This window comes from Kitasatospora sp. NPDC087271, assembly GCF_044744605.1.
Lineage (GTDB): Bacteria > Actinomycetota > Actinomycetes > Streptomycetales > Streptomycetaceae > Kitasatospora.
Genome location: NZ_JBIUYQ010000003.1, coordinates 269,996 through 289,786, shown reverse-complemented (window position 1 = coordinate 289,786; position 19,791 = coordinate 269,996). Strand labels below are relative to the sequence as shown.

17 protein-coding genes are annotated in these 19,791 nt (G+C 72.7%); 12 read left to right on the top strand and 5 right to left on the bottom strand.

The window, feature by feature from the left end:
- The first annotated feature begins 258 nt into the window (after positions 1-258).
- On the top strand, positions 259-891 hold the full coding sequence (locus ACIO9K_RS07725; protein ID WP_363622059.1) for a peptidase inhibitor family I36 protein: 633 nt from the start codon (positions 259-261) through the stop codon (positions 889-891).
- A gap of 46 nt (positions 892-937) precedes the next feature.
- Here ACIO9K_RS07725 and ACIO9K_RS07720 read toward each other — a convergent pair whose 3' ends face one another.
- The 4 genes from ACIO9K_RS07720 to ACIO9K_RS07705 all read right to left on the bottom strand — a co-directional run bounded on the left by ACIO9K_RS07720 (position 938) and on the right by ACIO9K_RS07705 (position 5,229).
- Complete coding sequence (locus ACIO9K_RS07720) at positions 938-1,600, bottom strand: PIG-L deacetylase family protein (protein ID WP_400328053.1); 663 nt, start codon at positions 1,598-1,600, stop codon at positions 938-940.
- Between the two features lie 246 nt (positions 1,601-1,846).
- Entirely contained in the window at positions 1,847-2,029 is a 183-nt protein-coding gene (locus tag ACIO9K_RS07715) for a hypothetical protein (RefSeq protein ID WP_363581077.1), read from the bottom strand.
- Between the two features lie 157 nt (positions 2,030-2,186).
- On the bottom strand, positions 2,187-3,485 hold the full coding sequence (locus ACIO9K_RS07710; RefSeq protein ID WP_400327777.1) for a glycosyltransferase 87 family protein: 1,299 nt from the start codon (positions 3,483-3,485) through the stop codon (positions 2,187-2,189).
- A gap of 430 nt (positions 3,486-3,915) precedes the next feature.
- A complete protein-coding gene (locus ACIO9K_RS07705) occupies positions 3,916-5,229 on the bottom strand; it encodes a UDP-glucose dehydrogenase family protein (RefSeq protein WP_400327775.1) in 1,314 nt (437 codons plus the stop codon).
- A 334-nt stretch (positions 5,230-5,563) separates the two neighbouring features.
- Between ACIO9K_RS07705 and ACIO9K_RS07700 the strand changes: the two genes are divergently transcribed.
- The gene (locus ACIO9K_RS07700) at positions 5,564-6,955 is read left to right on the top strand and encodes a sporulation protein (protein WP_400327773.1); all 1,392 of its coding nucleotides are present in this window, start codon (positions 5,564-5,566) and stop codon (positions 6,953-6,955) included.
- Positions 6,956-6,977: 22 nt separating this feature from the next.
- Here ACIO9K_RS07700 and ACIO9K_RS07695 read toward each other — a convergent pair whose 3' ends face one another.
- Positions 6,978-7,571 (bottom strand): TetR/AcrR family transcriptional regulator, encoded by a 594-nt coding sequence (locus ACIO9K_RS07695; RefSeq protein ID WP_400327771.1) that lies wholly within the window; start codon positions 7,569-7,571, stop codon positions 6,978-6,980.
- A gap of 125 nt (positions 7,572-7,696) precedes the next feature.
- Here ACIO9K_RS07695 and ACIO9K_RS07690 point away from each other — a divergent pair, with 125 nt between their 5' ends.
- From ACIO9K_RS07690 to ACIO9K_RS07645, 10 genes are all read left to right on the top strand, one after another.
- The gene (locus ACIO9K_RS07690) at positions 7,697-8,824 is read left to right on the top strand and encodes an FAD-dependent oxidoreductase (RefSeq protein ID WP_400327769.1); all 1,128 of its coding nucleotides are present in this window, start codon (positions 7,697-7,699) and stop codon (positions 8,822-8,824) included.
- Between the two features lie 631 nt (positions 8,825-9,455).
- On the top strand, positions 9,456-10,514 hold the full coding sequence (locus tag ACIO9K_RS07685; protein ID WP_400327767.1) for a DUF4190 domain-containing protein: 1,059 nt from the start codon (positions 9,456-9,458) through the stop codon (positions 10,512-10,514).
- Between the two features lie 82 nt (positions 10,515-10,596).
- Positions 10,597-11,073 carry a hypothetical protein gene (locus tag ACIO9K_RS07680; protein ID WP_400327765.1) on the top strand — a complete coding sequence of 159 codons (477 nt, stop codon included), beginning with the start codon at positions 10,597-10,599 and terminating at the stop codon, positions 11,071-11,073.
- A 464-nt stretch (positions 11,074-11,537) separates the two neighbouring features.
- Positions 11,538-12,323 (top strand): alpha/beta fold hydrolase, encoded by a 786-nt coding sequence (locus ACIO9K_RS07675; protein ID WP_400327763.1) that lies wholly within the window; start codon positions 11,538-11,540, stop codon positions 12,321-12,323.
- A gap of 53 nt (positions 12,324-12,376) precedes the next feature.
- A complete protein-coding gene (locus tag ACIO9K_RS07670) occupies positions 12,377-13,342 on the top strand; it encodes a 3-oxoacyl-[acyl-carrier-protein] synthase III C-terminal domain-containing protein (protein ID WP_363622043.1) in 966 nt (321 codons plus the stop codon).
- On the top strand, positions 13,336-15,027 hold the full coding sequence (locus ACIO9K_RS07665) for an AMP-binding protein (RefSeq protein ID WP_400327760.1): 1,692 nt from the start codon (positions 13,336-13,338) through the stop codon (positions 15,025-15,027). Before ACIO9K_RS07670 ends, ACIO9K_RS07665 begins: the two co-directional genes overlap by 7 nt.
- Positions 15,024-16,019 (top strand): NAD-dependent epimerase/dehydratase family protein, encoded by a 996-nt coding sequence (locus ACIO9K_RS07660; RefSeq protein ID WP_363622039.1) that lies wholly within the window; start codon positions 15,024-15,026, stop codon positions 16,017-16,019. The genes ACIO9K_RS07665 and ACIO9K_RS07660 overlap by 4 nt, the downstream gene beginning before the upstream one ends.
- A 37-nt stretch (positions 16,020-16,056) precedes the next feature.
- On the top strand, positions 16,057-16,329 hold the full coding sequence (locus ACIO9K_RS07655; protein ID WP_400327758.1) for an acyl carrier protein: 273 nt from the start codon (positions 16,057-16,059) through the stop codon (positions 16,327-16,329).
- Positions 16,326-17,549 carry a beta-ketoacyl-[acyl-carrier-protein] synthase family protein gene (locus tag ACIO9K_RS07650; protein WP_400327756.1) on the top strand — a complete coding sequence of 408 codons (1,224 nt, stop codon included), beginning with the start codon at positions 16,326-16,328 and terminating at the stop codon, positions 17,547-17,549. The genes ACIO9K_RS07655 and ACIO9K_RS07650 overlap by 4 nt, the downstream gene beginning before the upstream one ends.
- Entirely contained in the window at positions 17,521-19,773 is a 2,253-nt protein-coding gene (locus ACIO9K_RS07645) for an MMPL family transporter (protein WP_400327754.1), read from the top strand. Before ACIO9K_RS07650 ends, ACIO9K_RS07645 begins: the two co-directional genes overlap by 29 nt.
- The last annotated feature ends 18 nt before the right edge of the window (positions 19,774-19,791 follow it).

Sequence of the window (19,791 nt, the reverse complement as noted above, 5' to 3'; positions counted from 1 at the left end):
ATTGGCTATGCCACACGGAAGTTCCGCATCCGGACGTGGACCAGCCGACGGGAGGTGGGGTCGAACGTCCACAGCCGGACGGCCCGCCGACCACCGGCCGCTCCGTGACCCGATCCCGGACGATCCCGGACGGGCGCGGTGAGCGGCAAGTGCTCTCCCGGGCGCAGGTTTCGATCGATCAGCGCGTGCGTGCCGTTTCACGCCCCCTGATCGAGACGCGAGCATCACATATCGTATGCGTATCGCTACCGTTGGAATATGACGCACTCTCAAGTCCGCAGTCTCCTCGTTCGTGGGGTCGTGGCCTTCGTGCTCCTGGCTGCGCCCCTCGGGGCGCGGGCCGCAGCCGCGCCCAGTACGGGTGAGGACGCGCGGCCCGCCATCAGAAACCTGGCCCGCGGTGACCGCGACCTGCTGCAGCAGGCGGTGGACGCCCAACTCGCCGCGAGCAAGGACGGTAAGCAGACCGCCGCCAACGAGATCACGTACCCGGACGGGGCGGTGGTGGTCCTGCCGCTGCCGGGCGAGGCGCAGGCTCCGCCGTGGAGCGGGGACCACCACCGTCGGTCCGCCAGGGGCGCGGACTGGAAGAAGTGCCCGGCCCCGACCAGCGAACCCTCCTACTACTGCTTCTACGCCGACAAGAACTGGGGCGGTAGGAGGCTGCAGTTCAACCTCTTCCACGAGGACAGGCCGGTGTACTTCGCCGACTACGGGTTCCGCGACCAGACCAGCAGCTGGGTCAACACCGCCCGCGGCCTGGAGGTGATCGTGGACAACGACCCGGGCGACGGCCAGTGGCAGATGCTCTGGAAGGAGCCGCCGGAGTCCCTGTCCGCGTCGGTCGGCTTCGACAACATGGCCGACCGTTTCTGGGCCGTTCGTCAGTAGCCCTACCGCGCGCCGGCTGAGCTCGTGGCCCCGACCGGCTACTCGGCTACGCCACCGGCCCCGGCTTGTAGTCCGAGGGGAGCGTGCGGACGAACTCCCGCGGGTCGGAGTGCGACTGTTCCATCCAGACGGGCACGCTGCGGTAGCCGAGGGCGTAGAGGTTCCGCTTGGGGTCCCATGTGTTGGAGGCGAGGATCGAGGCACGCTTCTTCGCCATGTGGGCGTCCGGGATGTCGAGGACGTAGGAGGAGGCGGCGTCGCTGCATGCCTTGTGCGTGGGGTTCCCGTCGAGTCGGCCCGCGGCGAACTTGTGCGAGGCGCCCGGGTACTGCTTGGCGAGCGAGCGGACCTTGGCGATGACCTTCTGCACGAAGCCGTCGAAGTCGCCGTTCGCCTCGTCGGAGAGGTCGAAGTTGATGACCTTGGCGACGCCCAGGGCCTTGGCGGAGAGCTTGAACTCGGCCGTACGGCCGACGACGACCTCAGGGGTCGGCCAGGTCTCGGCCCAGCCGAGTGCGTGGTAGTGCCCGGGGGCGGAGCAGTTGTTGCCCAGGCTCTGGCATGTGCCCTGATTCATGTACTGGGCGAGCCCGCCGATCTCGCCCCGGGTCACCAACACGAGATAGACCGGTCGCCCGGAGGCCTTGTGCTCCAGGATCGAACCGGCGAGCCCGATCGCCTCGTCGTCCTGGTGCGGCGAGTCGAAGATCGCGGGAGCCGTCGCCGCGTGGGCGCCAGGCGCGGCCAGTGCTGGCCGGTTCCTTCCGCATCACGGCAGTCGGCGGCCCCGCCGCGGATCGCGCACCGGCAGCGGCGCTTCGATCACCGCCCACTGGGCGTCCGCCCGCGACGAGTCATAGGAAGGCCTGCACGAAGGGACACACATGGCGGTGATCTTCGCGGACACCCCGCCGCGAAGATCGCCGCCAGCGCATCACGCCACGATGTTGATCGGTTACCGAACACTTTCCGAGGCGGGAGGGGAGATCGTGCCCGCGGTGACCGGCTCCGGCGTGACCGTGATGTAGGTCGGGGCCGGAGCGGTCTCCCGGGCGCGGGCCGTGTACCAGCCGGCGCCGAACGCGAGGATTCCGATCAGGAGGCCTGCGAGGACCATGGTGACGTACTGCTGCTTCATAGCCCCAAGGGTAGAGCGCCCGTGGTCAACTCCCGTGCCGCCACGGCATGATGGCCACCTCTCGTGTCAAGCGTGGTTGACGCGAGAGGTGGCCATCATGCCGTGGGAGGGAGGAAGGTCGCTGCCCGAATCCGCGTGACCGGGCGATCCGGCGAGCCTACGCGGTCAGCGCCGCCGCCCCTGCGGCCGGTTCGAGGTCGCCCGGAGTCCACGAGCGCCGGAACTCCCCGATGGTGGCCCGGAGCACGGCTATCAGCGCCAGCAGCATCAGCGCGCCGTGGGCCGGCATCGACAGGTACGGCGACACGCTGGGGGCGATGAACTTGAGGTAACTGCCGAAGGACGACAGCTGGACCAGGACCGGCACGTACCAGAGCCGCCGGGGCAGCTGGAAGGCGATGATCACGCTGATCACGTCCGCGACGTAGAAGTAGCGCTCGTGCATGGACGGCAGCAGGAACGGCACCGCGATCGCGAAGACGGCGGCCAGCAGCAGGATCCCCGTGTCCGTGAGCTCGGGCCGCCCCTCCCGTACCGCCGGTGCCTCCCGCCCGTCCCCGGCCTTCAGCGCCGCCGCCCCGCCGGCGCGGTGGATGGCCCAGACCGCCAGCCCGATCAGCACCAGCACCAGCGCGCCCGCGACCAGCACACCTGCGTGCCGTACGGCGTCCTGCTCCTCGAACGGCACCGAGACGAACTGGTAGACCGACGGCGCGTTGAGCGTGAGGTCCTTGTACGTGTCCGGCTGCCGGGCGTACACCGTCAGCAGCTGCCAGGGGTCGGAGCCGAGCAGGACGGCGGGGATGTCGAGCGCCACGTACACCGCGGGAAGGGCCAGCAGGCTTCGCCACGGGATCCGTCGCGCCAGCACCAGGACGAGCAGGAGCGGGAACAGGAAGACCGCCTGGAGCTTGAACGCCAGCGCGATCCCGAAGAACGAGCAGGCCCACCACGGCCGGTCGCGCAGGATGTGGTAGACGCCGCCGACCAGGAAGGTCGTGAAGATCGCGTCGGCCTGGCCCCACCAGCCGCTGTTGGTCACGACCGTGGGGAGGAAGAGGACGATCACCGCCGCGCCGAGGGCCCGCCAGGGCTGCTGCGGGGACCGCAGGGAGACGATGCGGAACGTGTAGTACGCCAGTGCCAGGTCGAACAGGATCGAGACGCACTTGATACCCGTCAGCGCGGCCACCGGAAGGTAGGTGAGCGCGGCCATCAGGTACAGGTAGGGGACGTTGTAGTCCGAGAAGCCGGTGCCGCTGAGAGCGTGGAACCCGCCGTTGTTCGCGATGTACTGGTACCAGGGCCCGAGGAAGTAGTAGAAGTCCGTCGACTCGTTGTCCAGCATCAGGATGCGGACCGAGAGTGCGGCCATCACCGCCGCCATCGCGGCCAGAATCAGGACCGTCGGGTCGGCCGTGCTCTGACGCGGCTCCTCGGCGGTTATCTCGGACATCGGTCTCCATTCGGGTCGGCGGTGCGGTGGGCCGGCCGGGGTGCGTGTCGTGGGTCGGACGGCGAGGCCGGTACCGCGGCCCTCCGCGGGGGAGCCCCGTCCGCAGGGCGGCGGCCGGACCCGAAAGCCCTCCGTGCCCCACCCCTTGGTCCGCCCCCGTGGCCCGTTCCCGTGATCCGTTCCCGTGGGCCGGCCCCGACGGTGGCATCCGGCGGGTGGTGCGCGAACGGGCGGATCCGCCCCCGGCCGATCATAGGCGCCCGTGTCCACGGGCACTCTGCTGGCCCCGGATCGTCAGGGCACGGAGAAGAGCCGACCCGGGCGGCACGGACGACACCGGCCCCGGGGGCAACCACAGGGGTGGAGGCGGACGTGGAGCCTGACGGGATCGACGCGGCTGCCGGGGCTCCGTGCGGGTCGCCCGCGCTGGTCAGGGGCGGCCGAGGGCGCGGAAGGTCCAGCCGGCCGCGCGCCAGCGAGCGGCGTCGAGGGTGCCGCGGGCGTCGATGACCCGGGGGACGGCGATGTGCCGGGCGAGGTCGGCCGGGTCGGCGTCGGAGTACTGGGGCCAGTCGGTCAGGTGCAGCAGCAGTTCGGCGCCGGTGACGGCCTGGGTGGGGTCGTCGGCGTAGTCGAGCCGGGGGTAGGCCCTGCGGGCGTTGTCCATGGCGGCGGGGTCGTGGACGGTGACCTCGGCGCCGGCCCGCTGGAGGGCGTCGGCGACGGCCAGGGCCGGGGAGTCGCGGATGTCGTCGGTGTGGGCCTTGAACGCGGCGCCCCAGACCGCGATCCGCTGGCCGGTCACGGCGTTGCCGAGGACTTCGCGGGCGAGTTCGACGGTGTGCTCGCGCCGGCGCCGGTTGATCGCCGCGACCTGGCGGAGCAGGCCGGTGTCGGCGCCGAGCTCTTCGGCGCGGTTGGTGAACCCTGCCAGGTCCTTGGGCAGGCAGCCGCCGCCGAACCCGAGGCCGGGCCGCATGCCCTCGGCGCCGATCCGGTGGTCGTAGCCCAGGGCGAGGACGATCTGCCGGACGTCGGCGCCGGCCAGCTCGCAGAGCTCGGCCATCGCGTTGATGAAGGAGATCTTGGTGGCGAGGAAGGCGTTCGCGGCGCCCTTGATCAGCTCGGCCGTCGCGATGCCGGTGACGATCAGCGGGGAGCCGGCGGCCAGGATGTCGGCGTAGACCTGCCGGAAGGCGGCCTCGCTGCCGGTGTCACCGTCCTCGACGCCGAGCACGATCCGGTTCGGCTCCAGGGTGTCCAGGAGGGCGAACGACTCGCGCAGGAACTCCGGCGACCAGGCCAGGCCGACGCTCACCCCGGCGCGGAGGTGCTCGTCCAGGGTCTGCCGCAGCTCTGCGACCGTGCCGACCGGGACGGTCGATTTGCCGATGATGACCGCGCCGTCGCCGAGCCCGGGGGCCAGGCGCCGGACGGCGGTGTGGAGGTGGGTGAGGTCGTAGGCGCCGCTGCCGTCCCGCTGCGGGGTGCCGACGCCCAGGAAGTGGACGTCGGCGAAGTCGGCGGCCTCCGCGTAGGAGGCGGTGAAACGGAGCCGTCCGGTGGCGGTGTGCTCGGCGAGCAGGTCGTCCAGGCCGCGCTCGACGAACGGGGCCTGGCCCTTGTTCAGCGCGTCGACCTTGTCGGCGTCGGTGTCCATGCCGAGGACCTGGTGGCCGAGCTCGGCCATCGCGGCGGCGTGGGTCGCGCCGAGGTAGCCGCAGCCGATCACGGTGAGTTTCACGAACGTGTCCTTCCGAAGGGGCGGGCGGTGTCCGCGCCAGCCGGTCCTGCGATTCCGCGCATCCGGTTGTCACCCCTGAGCGTGAATCGGTGGTGGCCCCGACGGGAGGAGGTTTCCGCAGGTCCCGGCGGAGGCCCGGAGCACCAGGCAACCGCCTGGCAGCCCGTGCGGGGAGGGCTCGCAAGGGGGCTCACACATCGTGCATCCGATTCACCATGAGCGACGGATGCCCTACCCTCGGTGATTCGTCCTCGGGTGCCGGACACGCGACTTCTCGTGGCCGGCCGTGTACGACTTCCCCGTGCCCGCGCGGGGACCGACTGAGGGGGACGCCGTGGCGCCGACCACCCGCCGGACCAAGCCGCCGAACGACGCACTGGCCCGGATGATCGACAAGTGCGAGGGCGCCAGCCACAAGTCGCTGGCCCACCGCGTGAACCAGCTCGCCCACGAAGCCGGGCTGACCACGACCTACACGCACACGTCCGTTGCGAACTGGACGGCGCGCGGCATGGTGCCGGACTGGCCCGTGCCGAAGCTGCTGGCCCGGGCGATCGGCGAGCGGCTCGGCCGGCCCGTGGAACTCGGCGAGATCGGTATGGCCGATGCCGGGACACCGGACGCCGCGATGGGGTGGGATTTCCCGAGGGACCCCGCCGAGGCCGTGCGCACGGCCACTTCGTTCTGGAGCAGCGTGAACCGCCGAGACTTCCTCACCGGTGCGGGCTTCGCCGTCTCCGCGTTCACCACCCCGGTCACCCGCTGGCTGGTCACCCCCGCCGACGACACCGCCGCCCACCGCGGCCGCGGCCGGGTCGGCGCCGCAGACCTCGCCGAACTGCGGGACGCCGCAGACGAGGCCCGGCGCTGGGACTCCAGATACGGCGGCGGGAACTGGAAGGCCGACTCCGTCACCGCCTGCCTCCGGGAACGCGCGGTCCTGCTCCTGAACGGCTCCTTCGGCGACGAGGTCGGCCGCCAACTGTTCTCCGTGACAGCCGAGTTGTCCCGCCTGGCGGGCTGGACCGCCTTCGACGTCGGCCAACACGACGTCGCTCAACGGCACTTCATCCAGGCCCTCCGCCTGGCCCGGGCCGGCGGCGACGTCCAGCTCGGCTGCTATGTCCTGACCACGATGGCCATGCAGACCCTGCTGAGGGGATTCGCCGGCGAGGCCATCGACATGACCCAGGGCGCCTTCGAGCGGGCCAAGGGCCGGGCAGCCCCCAGGGTGCTCGCGTTCACCAAGCTCATCGAGGCCCGGGCCCACGCCCGGGACGACGACGCCCGGGCCGCCTCCGCCGCGCTCGCCGCCTCCGAGAGCCTGCTCGACCAGGCCCGCGACGGCGCCGAGGAGCCGGCGTGGATCGACTTCTACCACCACGCGCGGCTCTCGGCCGACGCCGCCGAGATCTTCCGCGACCTGAAGCACCCCGAGGCCGCCCTCGCGTGGAACGCGCAGGCCGCCGCCATGCCGCCCGGGGTGTTCACCCGCTCGGTCGGGATGCGGCTGGCCATCGTCGGAACCGCCCACCTCCAGAGCAAGGAGCTGGACCAGGGCCTCGCGCTCGGCCACCAGGCCGTCGACATCCTCGCCCGTGTCCAGTCCAGCCGGGCCAAGGACTACGTCCGCGAGTTCAACACCGCGCTCACCCCTTGGCGCCGCGAGCCGCGGGTCGTCGAGTTCCTCCGGCGGACCGGCAAGGAACTCGGCGTCGCGGCATAGGGCGAGAGGCCGCGCGGCCGGGTCAGGTGCCCGGGTGGGAGGCTGCCCAGCCGTGTTCGAGCAGGGCGAAGGCCTCGTCGGCGGCTCGGCGCGGTTCGGCGTGCCGCAGGATGAGGCTGCGGCTCTCAAGGGCGAAACGGGCGAGGGCGGCGCAGCTGACGTCGTCCGCGGGGGCGTTGACGGCCTCGGCGATGGCTCGTGCCAGGGCGGTTTCGTGGCGCGTCCACATGCGGTGGGCGTAGTCGCGCAGTGCGGGGGTCTCCTGCACCATGCGCGTGAAGTCGGCGAACCGCGGGTCCGCGGTGTGGACGGCGAACTGGGTCTGCGTCAGCAGGAGGTGCTCGCGCAGCGCCTGCGGGATCGACGTGCCGGGGGTGCGTTCGCGTACGGCGGCGACGAGTGCTGCTTCGATGTCGTCCTCCTGGTCGAAGACCAGGGCTTCCTTGCCGGAGAAGTGCTTGAACAGGGTGGTCACCGAGACGTCGGCGGCCTCGGCGACGTCCTTGACGCCGACCTGGTCGTAGCCGTGTTCGAGGAAGAGGTCGAGTGCGGCGTCGGCCAGGGACTGGCGGGTCTGGGCCTTCTTGCGCTCGCGGCGCCCGGTCGGTTCGGTCACGTGCCCACCATACCGACATAGTGCATCCGCTGCAAAAGTTTAGTCGTTGCGCTTATTTAGCGAGTGTGCTTTCTTGGTGGTGTCGGGCCTCCCAACGGCCCACCCACCTCCCGAGGGGCACTCCCATGAACTCTGCCCGCAATCCCCGTGATCCCCGCCGTCCCCGCATCGCGATCGTCGGCGCCGGCCTCGGCGGCCTCACCTGCGCCCGGGTCCTGCAGCAGCACGGTCGCTCCGTCACCGTCTTCGAACGCGAGGCATCCGCCGGCGCCCGCCCGCAGGGCGGCACCCTCGACCTGCACGCCGACACCGGCCAGGCCGCCCTGCGCGCGGCGGGGCTCCTCGACCGGTTCCACGCCCTCGCCCGCCCCGAAGGAGACGCGTGGCGCGTGCTCGACTTCGCCACCGCCGCGCTCCTGGCGCAGCAGGGGCCTTCCGCCGACGGCGGCCGGCCGGAGATCGACCGGGGCCAACTGCGCGGCCTGCTCCTGGACTCGATCGCCGAGGGCACGGTGCGATGGGACCGCGCCGTCAGCGGGGTCACCCCGCTGGCGGACGGCACCTGCCGGCTGCGCTTCGGTGACGGAACCGCCGAGGACTTCGACCTGGTGGTCGGTGCCGACGGCGCCTGGTCGCGCGTCCGCCCGGCCCTGTCGCCCGCCGTACCCGGCTACACCGGTGTCACCTTCGTCGAGACCGGATTCGACCACTGCGACACCCGTCACCCCGACCTCGCGCGGCTGGTCGGCAGCGGATCGATGCTGGCGAAGGGCGTCGGCAGGTCCCTGGTCGCCCAGCGCAACAGCAACGGCCACATCCGCGCCTACATCGCGCTGCGCGTGCCGGAGGACTGGCACACGGCCGCCGGTATCGACCTCGGCGACCAGCGGGCCGTGCGGACGCACCTGCTGAAGGCGTTCGACGGCTGGGACGAGAGCCTGCGCCACGTCCTGCGCGACAGCGACAGCGGGTTCGTCAGCCGGCCCCTGTTCGTCCTGCCCGCCTCGCACACCTGGCAGCACGTCCCCGGCGTCACGCTGCTCGGCGACGCCGCGCACCTGATGCCCCCGGTCGGACTGGGTGCCAATCTCGCCATGCTCGACGGTTCCGACCTCGCCCACGCCCTCGCCACCGAACCCAGCGTCGACGACGCCGTCCGCGCCTACGAGAGCATCATGCTGCCGCGCTCGATCGAGGCCGCGACGGGCAGCGCGCAGGGACTCGACCACCTCGTTCCCGCGACGGCCCCCTGAACCGACTCCACTCGGGCTCTGACTGTCTCAGCTCAGGCACCGGCTGTTCGGGCGCTCACGGCTGGAGTCGTCCGGGGCGGGTCGAGCGACTGTCGGCTTCCACGGGCTGTCCGGGCCCTTTGGTCGCTGCGTATTCACGCAGGTCAGGGCGGCGGCAGGGACTGAAGCGACTGAGACTGGGGATTGGGTGCACGTTGTCGCTCGGGGTGGGTGCCCGTCCCGGCGCGGTCGGGCGGCCGGCGACTCCGCCGTGGAGTGGTCGCGGGCGGTGAGGATGACGTGGTAGCCCTGTTCGGCGAGCTCGCGGGCGACGGCGAAGCCGAGTCCGGCCGGACGGCTGGTCCCGGTGAGGAGTGCGGTCCTGATGGCCGTGGCGGGTGTTTCCCTTTCAGGTGGCTCGGCCGTTCCTGGTTTGAGCTTGGACCGTGACGTCGGAGCTGTCACCGGGCACCTGTATGTTGATCACCCGCCGACCCTGTCGGTGTCCCGTCCCGGGGTGTCGACGTGCGGGTCCGGCCTGGGGTGGTGATCGCTTCGCGGAAATCCGGTCGCTGTCGTCGGGGGATCAGGTGATCCTTTGGCGTCGAGGCTGAACAGCCGCTCATCGTCTCAAGCGCTTGAAGGATTTTGCATGACCGTTCCTGCCCTGCCTGACAGCCCGCAGTCCGCCGAGGAGCCGGCCGACACCAACGCATGGGCGGCACCGAGCCCGGGTCAGGGTGAGGGCGAGGCCCGGGGTCAGGGCGAGGCCACGGTGCCTGCCCCGACCGCCACCCCCGCCCCTGCTGCGCCCCCCGCCGCGCCCCCAGTCGCGGCTCCGAACGTCCCGTACTGGCCGCCGTACGCGTATCCGATGCCGGCGCCGCAGCCTCGCAACGGGCTGGGCACCGCGGCCATGGTGCTCGGGATCGTCGGTGGCGTCCTCAGCCTGGCCGTCATCTTCTTCTGGCTGTCCTGGCTGCCGGCCCTGCTCGCCGTGGTCTTCGGTGCCATCGGCCTGGGCTACGTCCGCAAGGGCCTGGCGACCAACCGGGCGATGGCGCTCGCGGGCGTGATCCTGGGCATTTCCGGTCTGCTGGTCTCGGTCGGCGCCGGGGTGTTCGTCGTGACGCGGGTGCAGGCGGCCGACGAGGAACGGCGGGCGGAGGAGAACGCCGCGCGCGCTCGCGCCGATGCCGCGACTCAGGCCGCCAACGAGCGGGCGGCGAAGGAGCGGGAGCGGATCGAGGCCGAGCGGAAGAGGGCCGAGGCCGAGCAGGAGAAGGCGGCCGCGGACGAGAGGACCCGGCGCCTGTCGTTCGGCCAGTCCTACACGTACGGGGACGGCCTGAAGGTCACGATGGCCGCGCCGACGCCGTACGTTCCGAGTGACAGCGTGTCGGACACCCCCAAGAACGCCAAGATCATCCAGGTGAGGATCACCGTCGTCAACACCGGGTCGGAGGAGGTCTCGCTCAACGGGTCGGGGCTGCCCACCATCAGGGACGCCAAGGGCAACCTCGTCTTCACGCTGATCGACGGAAGCGGACGGATGAAGATCCTCAAGGGCTCGCTGGCCCCGGGCGAGGAGGCCACCGGTCTGACGGCGTACGCCCTGCCGGGCAGCGCGGCCGACCGGTTCTCCGTCCAGTTCGACTACGGTCTCGGGCGGCTGCGCAAGGACGTCATCTGGTCCGGCTCTCCGAGCTGACCCGGGGCCGCTCCCAGCAGAGACCGGGGCGCGGCACGTGCCGCGCCCCGGCCCGGTGCCGTGGGAGCCTCGGAGCTTGAATTTGAGGAGGAACCTGCTGCCCGGCAGGCTGCTGGGGTGCGTGGTGCTGCAGTTCGTGATGTCGGACCCAGGGGTGAGGGAGCCGGAGACGGAGACACCGGGCAGGACGGCGCTGTCGAGGGTGACCGTGCCGGCGTTCAGGCTGGGGCCGCAGTTCTTCACCAGGAACTTCTCGATGGTGCCGTCGTTCAAGGACACGTTGGTCGCGGTGGGGGTGTCGCAGATCGGCTGGGTGTTCTCGGCTGTGCCCTTTCCGACGCAGGCGAGCCGGAGCAGCAGGTCGGCCCGGGGTTCGGCGGCCCCGTTGGCCCCGTCGGTCGCGACCGGTGAGTCGGCGGCGACCGCGGCCGGGGCGGACTGCGGGAGGAACGCGGCCGTGGTGGTGGCCAGGGCGAGCGGGACGGTGGTGAGCCGCCGGCGCCGCACCGAGAGGCGCCTGGTGCGCGGCCCGGACAGTGCGCCCTGGGCAGTGGGCTGATCGCCCATAACGTCCTCCTTTGTTTGTGTGTACGAACTGCTGGTGTCGGAATCGTCGCCGGGGGACTGTCGTGCGATTCGGGCGGGCCGGATTCGCCTTTGCGGTGCGATATTGATCCGTCTGTCGCAGTGCGCCCGGGATTTCCTGCGAAGTCGCCTTTTTGCTACCACGGATCGTGAACGATCTTTGCTGTCAGGCAGTCGGGGGACGGCGGCGTGTACTTGCCGGGTCTTCCGTCGGCGCCGGGTTACGTTCTGCGGCAGACCTTTTCGGTGTCGGCCCGTCGGACCGCCCAGCGGATAAAAAGGGGAGACCCAGTGCTGCCCAGTCCACCCCTCCCGCCCGGCGGCCGACGAGCCCCGGCCGCGGATCGCCTGCCCGGTTTTCCGGGCACGGAGCACTGGCGGCGTGAGGAGAGATCCGGACTGCACTACGTCGACCACGGATCCGGCGACGTCGTGCTCATGTTGCACGGAAATCCGACGTGGGGATATCTGTGGCGGCGTCTGGTCACTGGGCTGGCCGGGAATTTCCGCTGCGTCGTGCCGGACCAGCTGGGCATGGGGCTCTCCCAGCGCAGGAACGGTGCCGGTCCGATTCCGCTCGCGGAGCGGCTGGAGCACCTCGACGCGCTGGCGGCCCACCTGATCGAGCAGCGCCGGGCGCCGTCGGCGGGCTGGACCCTGGCGGTACACGACTGGGGAGGGCCGATCGGCCTGGCCTGGGCGAGGCGGCATCCCGGGTTGGTCACGAAGCTGGTCGTGCTGAACAGCGTGGGTTTCCGCTGGCCCGAGGGCTACCGGCTGCCGCGCTCGCTGGCCCTGCTGCGCGACGTCCGACCGCTCGGCGAAGCGGCGCACCTGCTGAACCTCTTCCCCCGGGCGGCGCTGCGGGCCGGGGTGGTCCGGCCGCTGCCCGCCGAGGTCCGTTCCGCCTACCTGCGGCCGTACCGCGGAGCGTGGCAGCGCCGCGCGGTGCGGGACTTCCTGCGGCAGATCCCGCGCAGCGGCGCGGATCCCGCCTGGTCCCTGGTCGATCCCGGTGACGACAGCGCCGACCTCGCCGGGCTGCCGGTGTTCATCGGCTGGGGCCTGCGCGACCCGGTGTTCACACCGCTCGTCCTGCGGGAGTGGCGGCGCAGACTCCCGCACGCCGAGGTGCACGCCTTCGCCGACGCGGGCCACTTCGTCCTGGAGGACGCCGGCGATTCCCTGATCAGGCCGCTTCGGCGCTTCCTGTCCACGCGATGACGAACCATCACGGAAAGGTGCCCATGCCCTCGCCCCACAGCAGGATCGGTCTCGTGCGGGTCCATGTCCCCGAGGCCCGCCAGAGTTCCCGCGAGATCGAGGAGGAACTGCGCCGGCAGAGCCCCGGGGCCGCGCTGCCGGCGGGACTGCTGGAGCACATGTTCGGGCTGCGCGAGCGGTGCGTGGCGGCGCCGGGGGAGATGCCCTCGGACCTGGCGGCCCGGGCGGGCGCCGCCGTCCTGCGCGACGCCGGCCTCCCGCCCGAGGCCGTCGACCTGCTCGTCTACACCGGGATCAGCAAGGACCTCGACGAGCCGGCGACCGCGAACGTGGTGGCCGCCAAACTCGGTGTCACGGCACCGGTCTTCGATCTGATGAACGCCTGCAACGGCGTGCTCAGCGCGTTGGAGAGCGTGGACGCGCTGATCAGGCTCGGTTCCTACCGGCGGGTGCTGGTGGTCACCGGGGAGACACCCAGCCGGATCACCCGCTGGCGCGTTCCGGACCGCGGTCGGCTGGCATCGGCACTGGCCAGTCTCACGCTGGGCGACATGGGGGCCGCCGTGCTGGTGGAGGCGAGCGAACGGCCCGGCGTCCTCGGCAGCCGCTTCTTCGCCAACCCGGCCGCGTGGCCGAGCGCGGTACTGCGCAGCCCGTACGCCACCGGCCGGATGCACGAGTTGGAGGTCGACGACGCCGCGTTGACGGCCTCCTTCGCGGAGCTGCGGGAACAGGCCTTCAAGGCCGCGGGTGAACTGGTCGATTCCGTGGCCGACTGTGCGCTGTTCTGCGTCCACCAGCCTTCGGCGGCCATGACCCGCGACCTCTGCTCAAGCGCCGGTATCCCCGCCGAGGCCGTGATCTCCACCTTCCCCGACTACGGCAACGTCGCCACCGCCACCATCCCGCTGCAACTGGCACTCGCGCAGGAGCAGGGCCGGCTGCACGAGGGCGATTTGGTGGGAATCGTCGGCCTGGCCAGCGGCACCAGCCTCGGCGTCATGGTCCTGCGGTGGTGAGCGCGGTCCCCGGGGCGGCCGAGGAGCGGGACGCCTGGCCGGAGACGCTCGCCGCCCACCTGGCCGGATGGGCCGGCCTGCAGCCGGACCGCACCGCGCTCGTCTGGCCCGCTCCGCGCGGCCGGTGGCACACCGTCGACTTCGCGACGCTGGAGGCCGCCTGCCGGGCGCGCATCCGCGAACTGCGCGAGGCGGGCGTCGGCGCGGGGCAGAAGGCCGTGGTGATGGCCCGCGACCCGTACGACCTGGTGACCACCGTGTATGGGCTGCTCGCCCTCGGTGCGGTGCCGGTGCTGATCGACCCGGCGCTGCCCCGTCCGGCGTTGCGGGCCTGTCTGGACGAGACGCGGCCCGAGGTGTTCGTCGGCGACCCGCTCGCCCAGCTGGCCCGGCTGCTGCTCGGCTGGGCCCGCCCGCACGTCACCGTCTCACTGCTCACGGGCCGCGCGTGGCGCGCGTGGTGCGCGCGTCGGCCGGAGCCGGAGACGGGGCGGCCGGAACCGTCATGGCCGAGCCCGCCGCCCGCCGCCTCGCTCGCGCTGATCGCCTTCACCTCCGGCTCCACCGGAGTGCCCAAGGGCGTGGAGTACGAGCACCGGCAGCTGGCCGCCCAGGTCCGCTCCCTCGCCGGGCTGCTGGGACTGGGCCCGGGCGAGGTGCTGCTCGCCGGGTTCCTGCCCTTCGCCCTGTTCGGGCCCGCCACCGGTGCCACCACCGTCGTCCCGGCCATCGACCACCTCAGGCCGGCCCGCACCCGGGGTGCCGACCTGGCGCGCGCCGTCACCGAACACTTCACCTCGGTGGTGTGTGCCTCCCCGGCGGTGCTGCGGGCCCTGGCCGGGGAGTGCGAGCACGGCCGGCTGTCGCTCGCCCCGGTGCGGCTGGCCTGTTCCTTCGGCGCCCCGCCGTCCGAACGGCTGGTGCGTGCGCTGCGCCGGGCGCTGCCGGAGGAGGCGACGCTGCTCAGCGCGTACGGCGCCACCGAATGCCTGCCGGTCAGCGTGATCGACAGCGCCGAACTGGCCTCCGCGCACGCGGAACCGCTGCACGCCCACCGCGGGGTCTGCCTGGGCCGCCCGGTGCCCGGCATCACGGCCCACGTCCTGGTGCCGGTCGGCCCCGTGTCGTACAACCGGCCAGTTCCGCAAGGGAGTTACGGGGAGATCACGGTCGGCGGCCCGCAGGTCAGCCGGGCCTACCATGCCCGCCCGGGCGCGAACGCGGCCGCCAAGGTCGGCGCCGGGGAGGACGTACTGCACCGCACCGGCGATCTCGGCTGGCTCGACGAGAGCGGCCGGCTGTGGTTCCTCGGGCGCTCCGCGCACCGGGTGCACGGAGCCGGGTTCGCGCTCGACACCGCCGTGGTCGAGCGGATCGCCGACGCGGTGCCCGGCATCGGGCGCACCGCGCTGATCGGCCTCGGGCCCGCAGGCCGTCAACGGCCGGTGCTGTGCGTGGAGTTGGCGCCATCGGCGGCCAACTCGGCGACGGCCGTCCTCCAGGGGCTTCGGCACGCCCTGTCGGCGGTGCCGGGCGGCCACCGGGTTTCCACCGTCCTGCTCCACCGCCGGCTGCCCACCGACCCGAGGCACAACTCGCGCGTCGACCGCGACCGCCTCGCCCGCTGGGCCCGCCGCCGGCTGCGCCGACGACGCCCGGGCGGCGTGCGGGGAGGCGGGCGATGAGGGTCCTGGTCACCGGGGGCAGCGGCTTCCTCGGCCTGGAGCTGTGCCGCCGCCTCGCCGGGCGCGGCGACGTGGCGGTCTCGCTGAACCGCCGCTGGAGTCCGGAGCTGGAGCGCCTCGGGGTCCGTCAGCACCTGGGCGACATCGCCGACCCGGATACGGCCCGGCGAGCCCTCACCGGGTGCGAGGCGGTGATCCACAACGCGGCCCTGGCCGGGGTCCGGGGGCCCGAGCGGCCGTACCGCGCGGTCAACGTCGACGGCACCCGGCACGTCCTGACCGCCTGCCGCGCCCTCGGCATTCGCCAACTGGTCTATACCTCCACCGCGAGCGTGGCCTTCACCCCCGAGGGCATCAGGGGAGCGGACGAGTCCCTGCCCGGGCCCCGGAGCCACTCGGCCGCCTACCCCCGCACCAAGGCCGAGGCGGAGGCGGCCGTCCTCGCCGCCAACGGCCCGGACCTGGCCACCACGGTGCTGCGCCCCCATCTGATCTGGGGGCCCGGCGACCCGCACTTCCTGCCCGCCCTGCTGCGGGCGACCGAAGCCGGGCGACTGCTGATGCCGGGCCGCGGCACCAACCTCGTCGACACCTGCCACCTCGCCACCGCGGCCCACGCGCACCTGCTCGCGCTGGACCGGCTGCGACCGGGCCACCCGGCGGCCGGGCGGGCCTACTTCATCGCCCAGGGCGAACCGCGGCCGCTGCGCGAGGTGGTGGCCAGGCTCCTCACCGCGGCCGGACGCCGCGCGAGCTGGCACCCGGTGCCCTACCCCGTCGCGCTGGCCGCCGCCGTCCTGGCCGACGCCACGACGACGGTGCTCCGCCGCCACACCGACCACGGCCTCAGCCGGTTCCTGCTCCACCAGCTCACCCGGCCGCACTGGTTCGACCTCACGGCGGCCCGGCGAGACCTCGGCTTCGAGCCGCCCACCACCTTCGACCAGGCCATGGCCGAACTGACCCGCCACCACCGCACCGCCGGCGGCTGAGCCCACCTCCCCCACACTCCGGAAAGGAACCACCACCATGGACTCGACTCTCTCCGTGGACGACGTCTGCGCCACCGCCCGGACCCTGCTCGTCGAGCGGTTCGGCGTATCCGCCGACGTCATCAGCCCCGACGCCACCTTCGACGAGATGGACGTCGACTCGCTCGCGCTGGCCGAGTTCGCCTTCGTGCTCCAGGACGAGTTCGGCATCCTGATCAACCAGGAGGACGCCGACCGGCAGAGCACGCTCGTCGACGTCGCCCGGATCGTCCAGGGCCGACTCGGCGACGCGGCCGAACCCGTCGCGTGAACCGCCCCGAGATCGCCGTCACCGGCCTGGGGCTCGTCACCCCGGCCGGGATCGGCGCCGAGGAGACCTGGCAGCGGGTCTGCGCCGGCACACCCACCGCGTCACCGGACCCGGACCTCGACGCCGCCCCGGTGACGTTCTCCTGCCGCATCCCCGCCATGGACCTGGACACGGCGGTCGGGCGCAAGAAGGCCTGGCGGATCGGACGGTTCAGCAAGCTCGCGCTGCTCGCGGCCCGGGAGGCCGTCCAGAACGCGGGACTGGACACCGGCGGGTGGGACGGCGCCCGGGTCGCCGTCGTGCTCGGGGTGGGCTTCGGCGGCGCGCCGCACTGGGAGGACCAGCTGCGCCGACTCCACCAGCGCGGGCCGGCCCACGTCTCGCCGACGGTGATCCCGATGGTCATCGGCAACATGGCCGTCGGCGAGGTGGCCCAGGAGTTCGGCGCGCGTGGTCCCACGCTCGCCTGCGCCACCGCCTGCGCCTCCGGTGCCACGGCGCTGGCCATCGCCCACGACCTGCTGGTCGCCGGGTCCTGCGACCTCGTCCTGGCCGGTGGCGCCGAAGCCGCCCTCAGCCCGCTGGTGGCGACCGGGTTCCACCGGATGGGCACCCTGTCGGCGCGCGGGCACGACGTACCGGGCGCCTCACGGCCGTTCGCCGCCGACCGGGACGGCTTCGTCCTGGCCGAGGGCGCCGCCGTGCTCGTCCTGGAGCGCGCCGCGGACGCGAAGGCGCGAGGTGCCCGGGCGCGCGCCGTGCTCGCCGGACACGGCGCCAGCAACGACGCCCACCACCCGACCGCGCCGCCCCAGGGCGCCGCCGGTGCGGAACAGGCGCTGCGTACGGCGCTGCGCAGTGCGGGCCTGGGCGCCGGCGACATCGGCCACGTCAACGCCCACGGCACCTCCACCCCGCTCAACGACGCCGCCGAGGCAGGTCTGATCGCCCGCGCCCTGCCGCACCGGCCCAGCGTCACCGCTCCGAAGGGCGTGCTCGGCCACAGCCTCGGCGCGGCCGGAGCGATCGAGGCGGCGCTCACCGTGCTGACCATCGAGCGCGCACTGGTGCCGCCGATCGCCAACCTCACCCCCGACACCGCCGAGTTCGACATCGACTGCGTCACCGGGACCGCGCGGAGGCAGCGGATCGATGCCGCGGTCAGCCACTCCTTCGGCTTTGGAGGCCACAATGTCGTCCTCGCCCTGCGCCGGGACTGACCCCCGGGCGGGAACGGAACGAGGCACCCCGGCGCCGCCCGACGGCGTCGGGGCCCGGATCGGCGCACTCGTCGCCCGCCACCGCTGGGCGGTGCTGTGGACCACCGCCCTGCTGCTGGCCGTCGCCGCGGTCGCCGGGGCCGGGCTGCCCGCACGGCTGTCCCACGGCGGCTTCACCAACCCCGGGGCCGAGTCCGGCCGGGCGATCGAAGCCATCGAACACCACTACAACGCGGGCGGCACCAGTACGATCGTGATCTTCCGCAGCGAAACCCTCACCGTGGACAACCTGGAGTTCGGCGAAGCCGTGCGGTCCGCGCTCGCCACCGTGCCCAGGACCGTGCTGGCGGGTGCCCAGCACTACTGGAACACCGGCAAACGGGAACTCGTCTCCACCGACGGGCACGCGGCCTGCGTGGTCGTCGGACTGGCCGGAACCGGCGACCACGCCAAGGCCGCCTCCTACGAGCGGATGCGCGGTCTACTGCACGCCGATGGGTTCACCGTCACCTACGCCGGGCAGGTCCCGCTCGAGGCCGACCTGGACCGCACCGTCGACGACGACCTCACCCGGGCCGAACTCTACGTCTTCCCCCTGCTGCTCCTGCTGCTCCTGCTCTTCTTCGGCAGCCTCGCCGCGGCCCTGCTGCCGCTGGCCGTGGCCGGCGCGAGCCTCACCATGGCCTTCGGGGTGCTGCGGCTCCTCGCCCCGCTGGTGCCGGTCAGCTACGTCACCCGCAACGTCGTCGTCATGATCGCTCTCGGGCTGTCCGTCGACTACGCCCTGTTCGTCGTCGTCCGCTTCCGGCGTGAGCTGCGCCACCGGGGCGACCGGCACCGAGCCGTGGCCGCGACCATGGCCACCGCCGGGCACACCGTGCTCTACTCCGCGACGGCCATCTCGCTCGCCGTCCTGGGCCTGAGCCTGCTTCCGTTCCCCATCACCCGCTCCCTCGGCATCGGCGCCGCCGTCACCGTCGCGCTGGCCGGCGCCGTCAGCCTCACCATGCTGCCCGCAGTGCTGGCCGTGCTCGGCCCTCGGGTCGACGCCGGGCGCATCCGGCTGCCGGGCCTCGGACGGGCCGGTCTCGGACGGGCGTGGGCGGCGGACCAGGAGACGGGGTTCTGGTACCGGCTGGGCCGGAGCGCCGTCACCCACCCGTGGGCCTGGCTCACCGCCGCCGTCGCGGTGATCGCCGTGCTGAGCGCGCCGGTCGTCGGGCTCCACCTCGCGGCGAGCGACCAGCGGACCCTGCCCGCCGGGGCGGCCAGCCGCAGGGCCCAGGAACTGCTGCACGAGGACTTCCCGGCGGCCGCGCTCGACCAACTCCAGGTCGTCGCCCACCTGCGGGACGACATCGGCGGCGAGCCGGGCAAGGCCGAACTGGCCCGCTGGCAGGAGCGGCTCGCCGGACTGCCGGACGCCCAGGACGTCCGGCTGCGGGTCAGCACCGCGCACAGCGCGCTGCTGACCGTGGCCACCGACGAGGCTCCGGACGCTCCCGCCGCCGAGCAACTGGTGCGCGCCGTGCGGGCGCTCGACCCGCCCGACGGCGGCCTGGTCCTGGTCGGCGGACCGGCCGCCGCCAACGTCGACGTCCTGGACGCCCTGGGGGCCAGGCTCCCGGCGCTGGTCGGGTACCTGCTGGTGGTCACGCTCGGCCTGCTCTTCCTGGCCTTCCGATCGCTGCTGGTCCCGGTCAAGGCCGTCATCACCACGACGATGTCCCTCGGCATCGCCTACTCCGCCGTCACCTGGACCGTCCAGGAGGGCCACGGTGCCCGGCTGCTCGGCCTTCGACCCACCGGGTACGTCGGCGCGCTGGAGGCCGCCATCATGCTGATGTTCGTCTTCGCGCTCTCCGTCGACTACGAGCTCTTCCTGATCGCGCAGATCCGCGAACTCCACCGCGGCGGCATGGACAACGCCAATGCCGTGGTGACCGGCCTCGGGCGCACCGGAGGGCTGATCTCGGCCGCGGCGGCCCTGATCGTGCTGGTCGCCGCGGCCTTCGCGACCAGCCCCGTCGTCACCGTGAAGGAGATCGCCCTCGGTGTCCTGGTGGCCGTGGCCGTCGATGCCACCGTGGTGCGCATGCTGCTGGTCCCCGCCACCATGCGCCTGCTCGGCGAACTCAACTGGTGGACACCGCGCTTGCGGCGGCCGGCGGCGCCGAGCGGGCCCCGTCCGGCGCCGTTGCCGGGCCTGGAAGCGGTGGAGTGAGCGTACGAGTGGGTTCCG

What these genes read in the sequence shown, in the direction of transcription:
- ACIO9K_RS07725 (WP_363622059.1), top strand. Translation starts at nt 259, where the DNA reads ATGACGCACTCTCAAGTCCGCAGTCTCCTCGTTCGTGGGGTCGTGGCC.
- ACIO9K_RS07715 (WP_363581077.1), bottom strand. Translation starts at nt 2,029, where the DNA reads ATGAAGCAGCAGTACGTCACCATGGTCCTCGCAGGCCTCCTGATCGGA.
- ACIO9K_RS07710 (WP_400327777.1), bottom strand. Translation starts at nt 3,485, where the DNA reads ATGTCCGAGATAACCGCCGAGGAGCCGCGTCAGAGCACGGCCGACCCG.
- ACIO9K_RS07690 (WP_400327769.1), top strand. Translation starts at nt 7,697, where the DNA reads ATGAACTCTGCCCGCAATCCCCGTGATCCCCGCCGTCCCCGCATCGCG.
- ACIO9K_RS07685 (WP_400327767.1), top strand. Translation starts at nt 9,456, where the DNA reads ATGACCGTTCCTGCCCTGCCTGACAGCCCGCAGTCCGCCGAGGAGCCG.
- ACIO9K_RS07675 (WP_400327763.1), top strand. Translation starts at nt 11,538, where the DNA reads ATGTTGCACGGAAATCCGACGTGGGGATATCTGTGGCGGCGTCTGGTC.
- ACIO9K_RS07660 (WP_363622039.1), top strand. Translation starts at nt 15,024, where the DNA reads ATGAGGGTCCTGGTCACCGGGGGCAGCGGCTTCCTCGGCCTGGAGCTG.
- ACIO9K_RS07655 (WP_400327758.1), top strand. Translation starts at nt 16,057, where the DNA reads ATGGACTCGACTCTCTCCGTGGACGACGTCTGCGCCACCGCCCGGACC.
- ACIO9K_RS07645 (WP_400327754.1), top strand. Translation starts at nt 17,521, where the DNA reads ATGTCGTCCTCGCCCTGCGCCGGGACTGACCCCCGGGCGGGAACGGAA.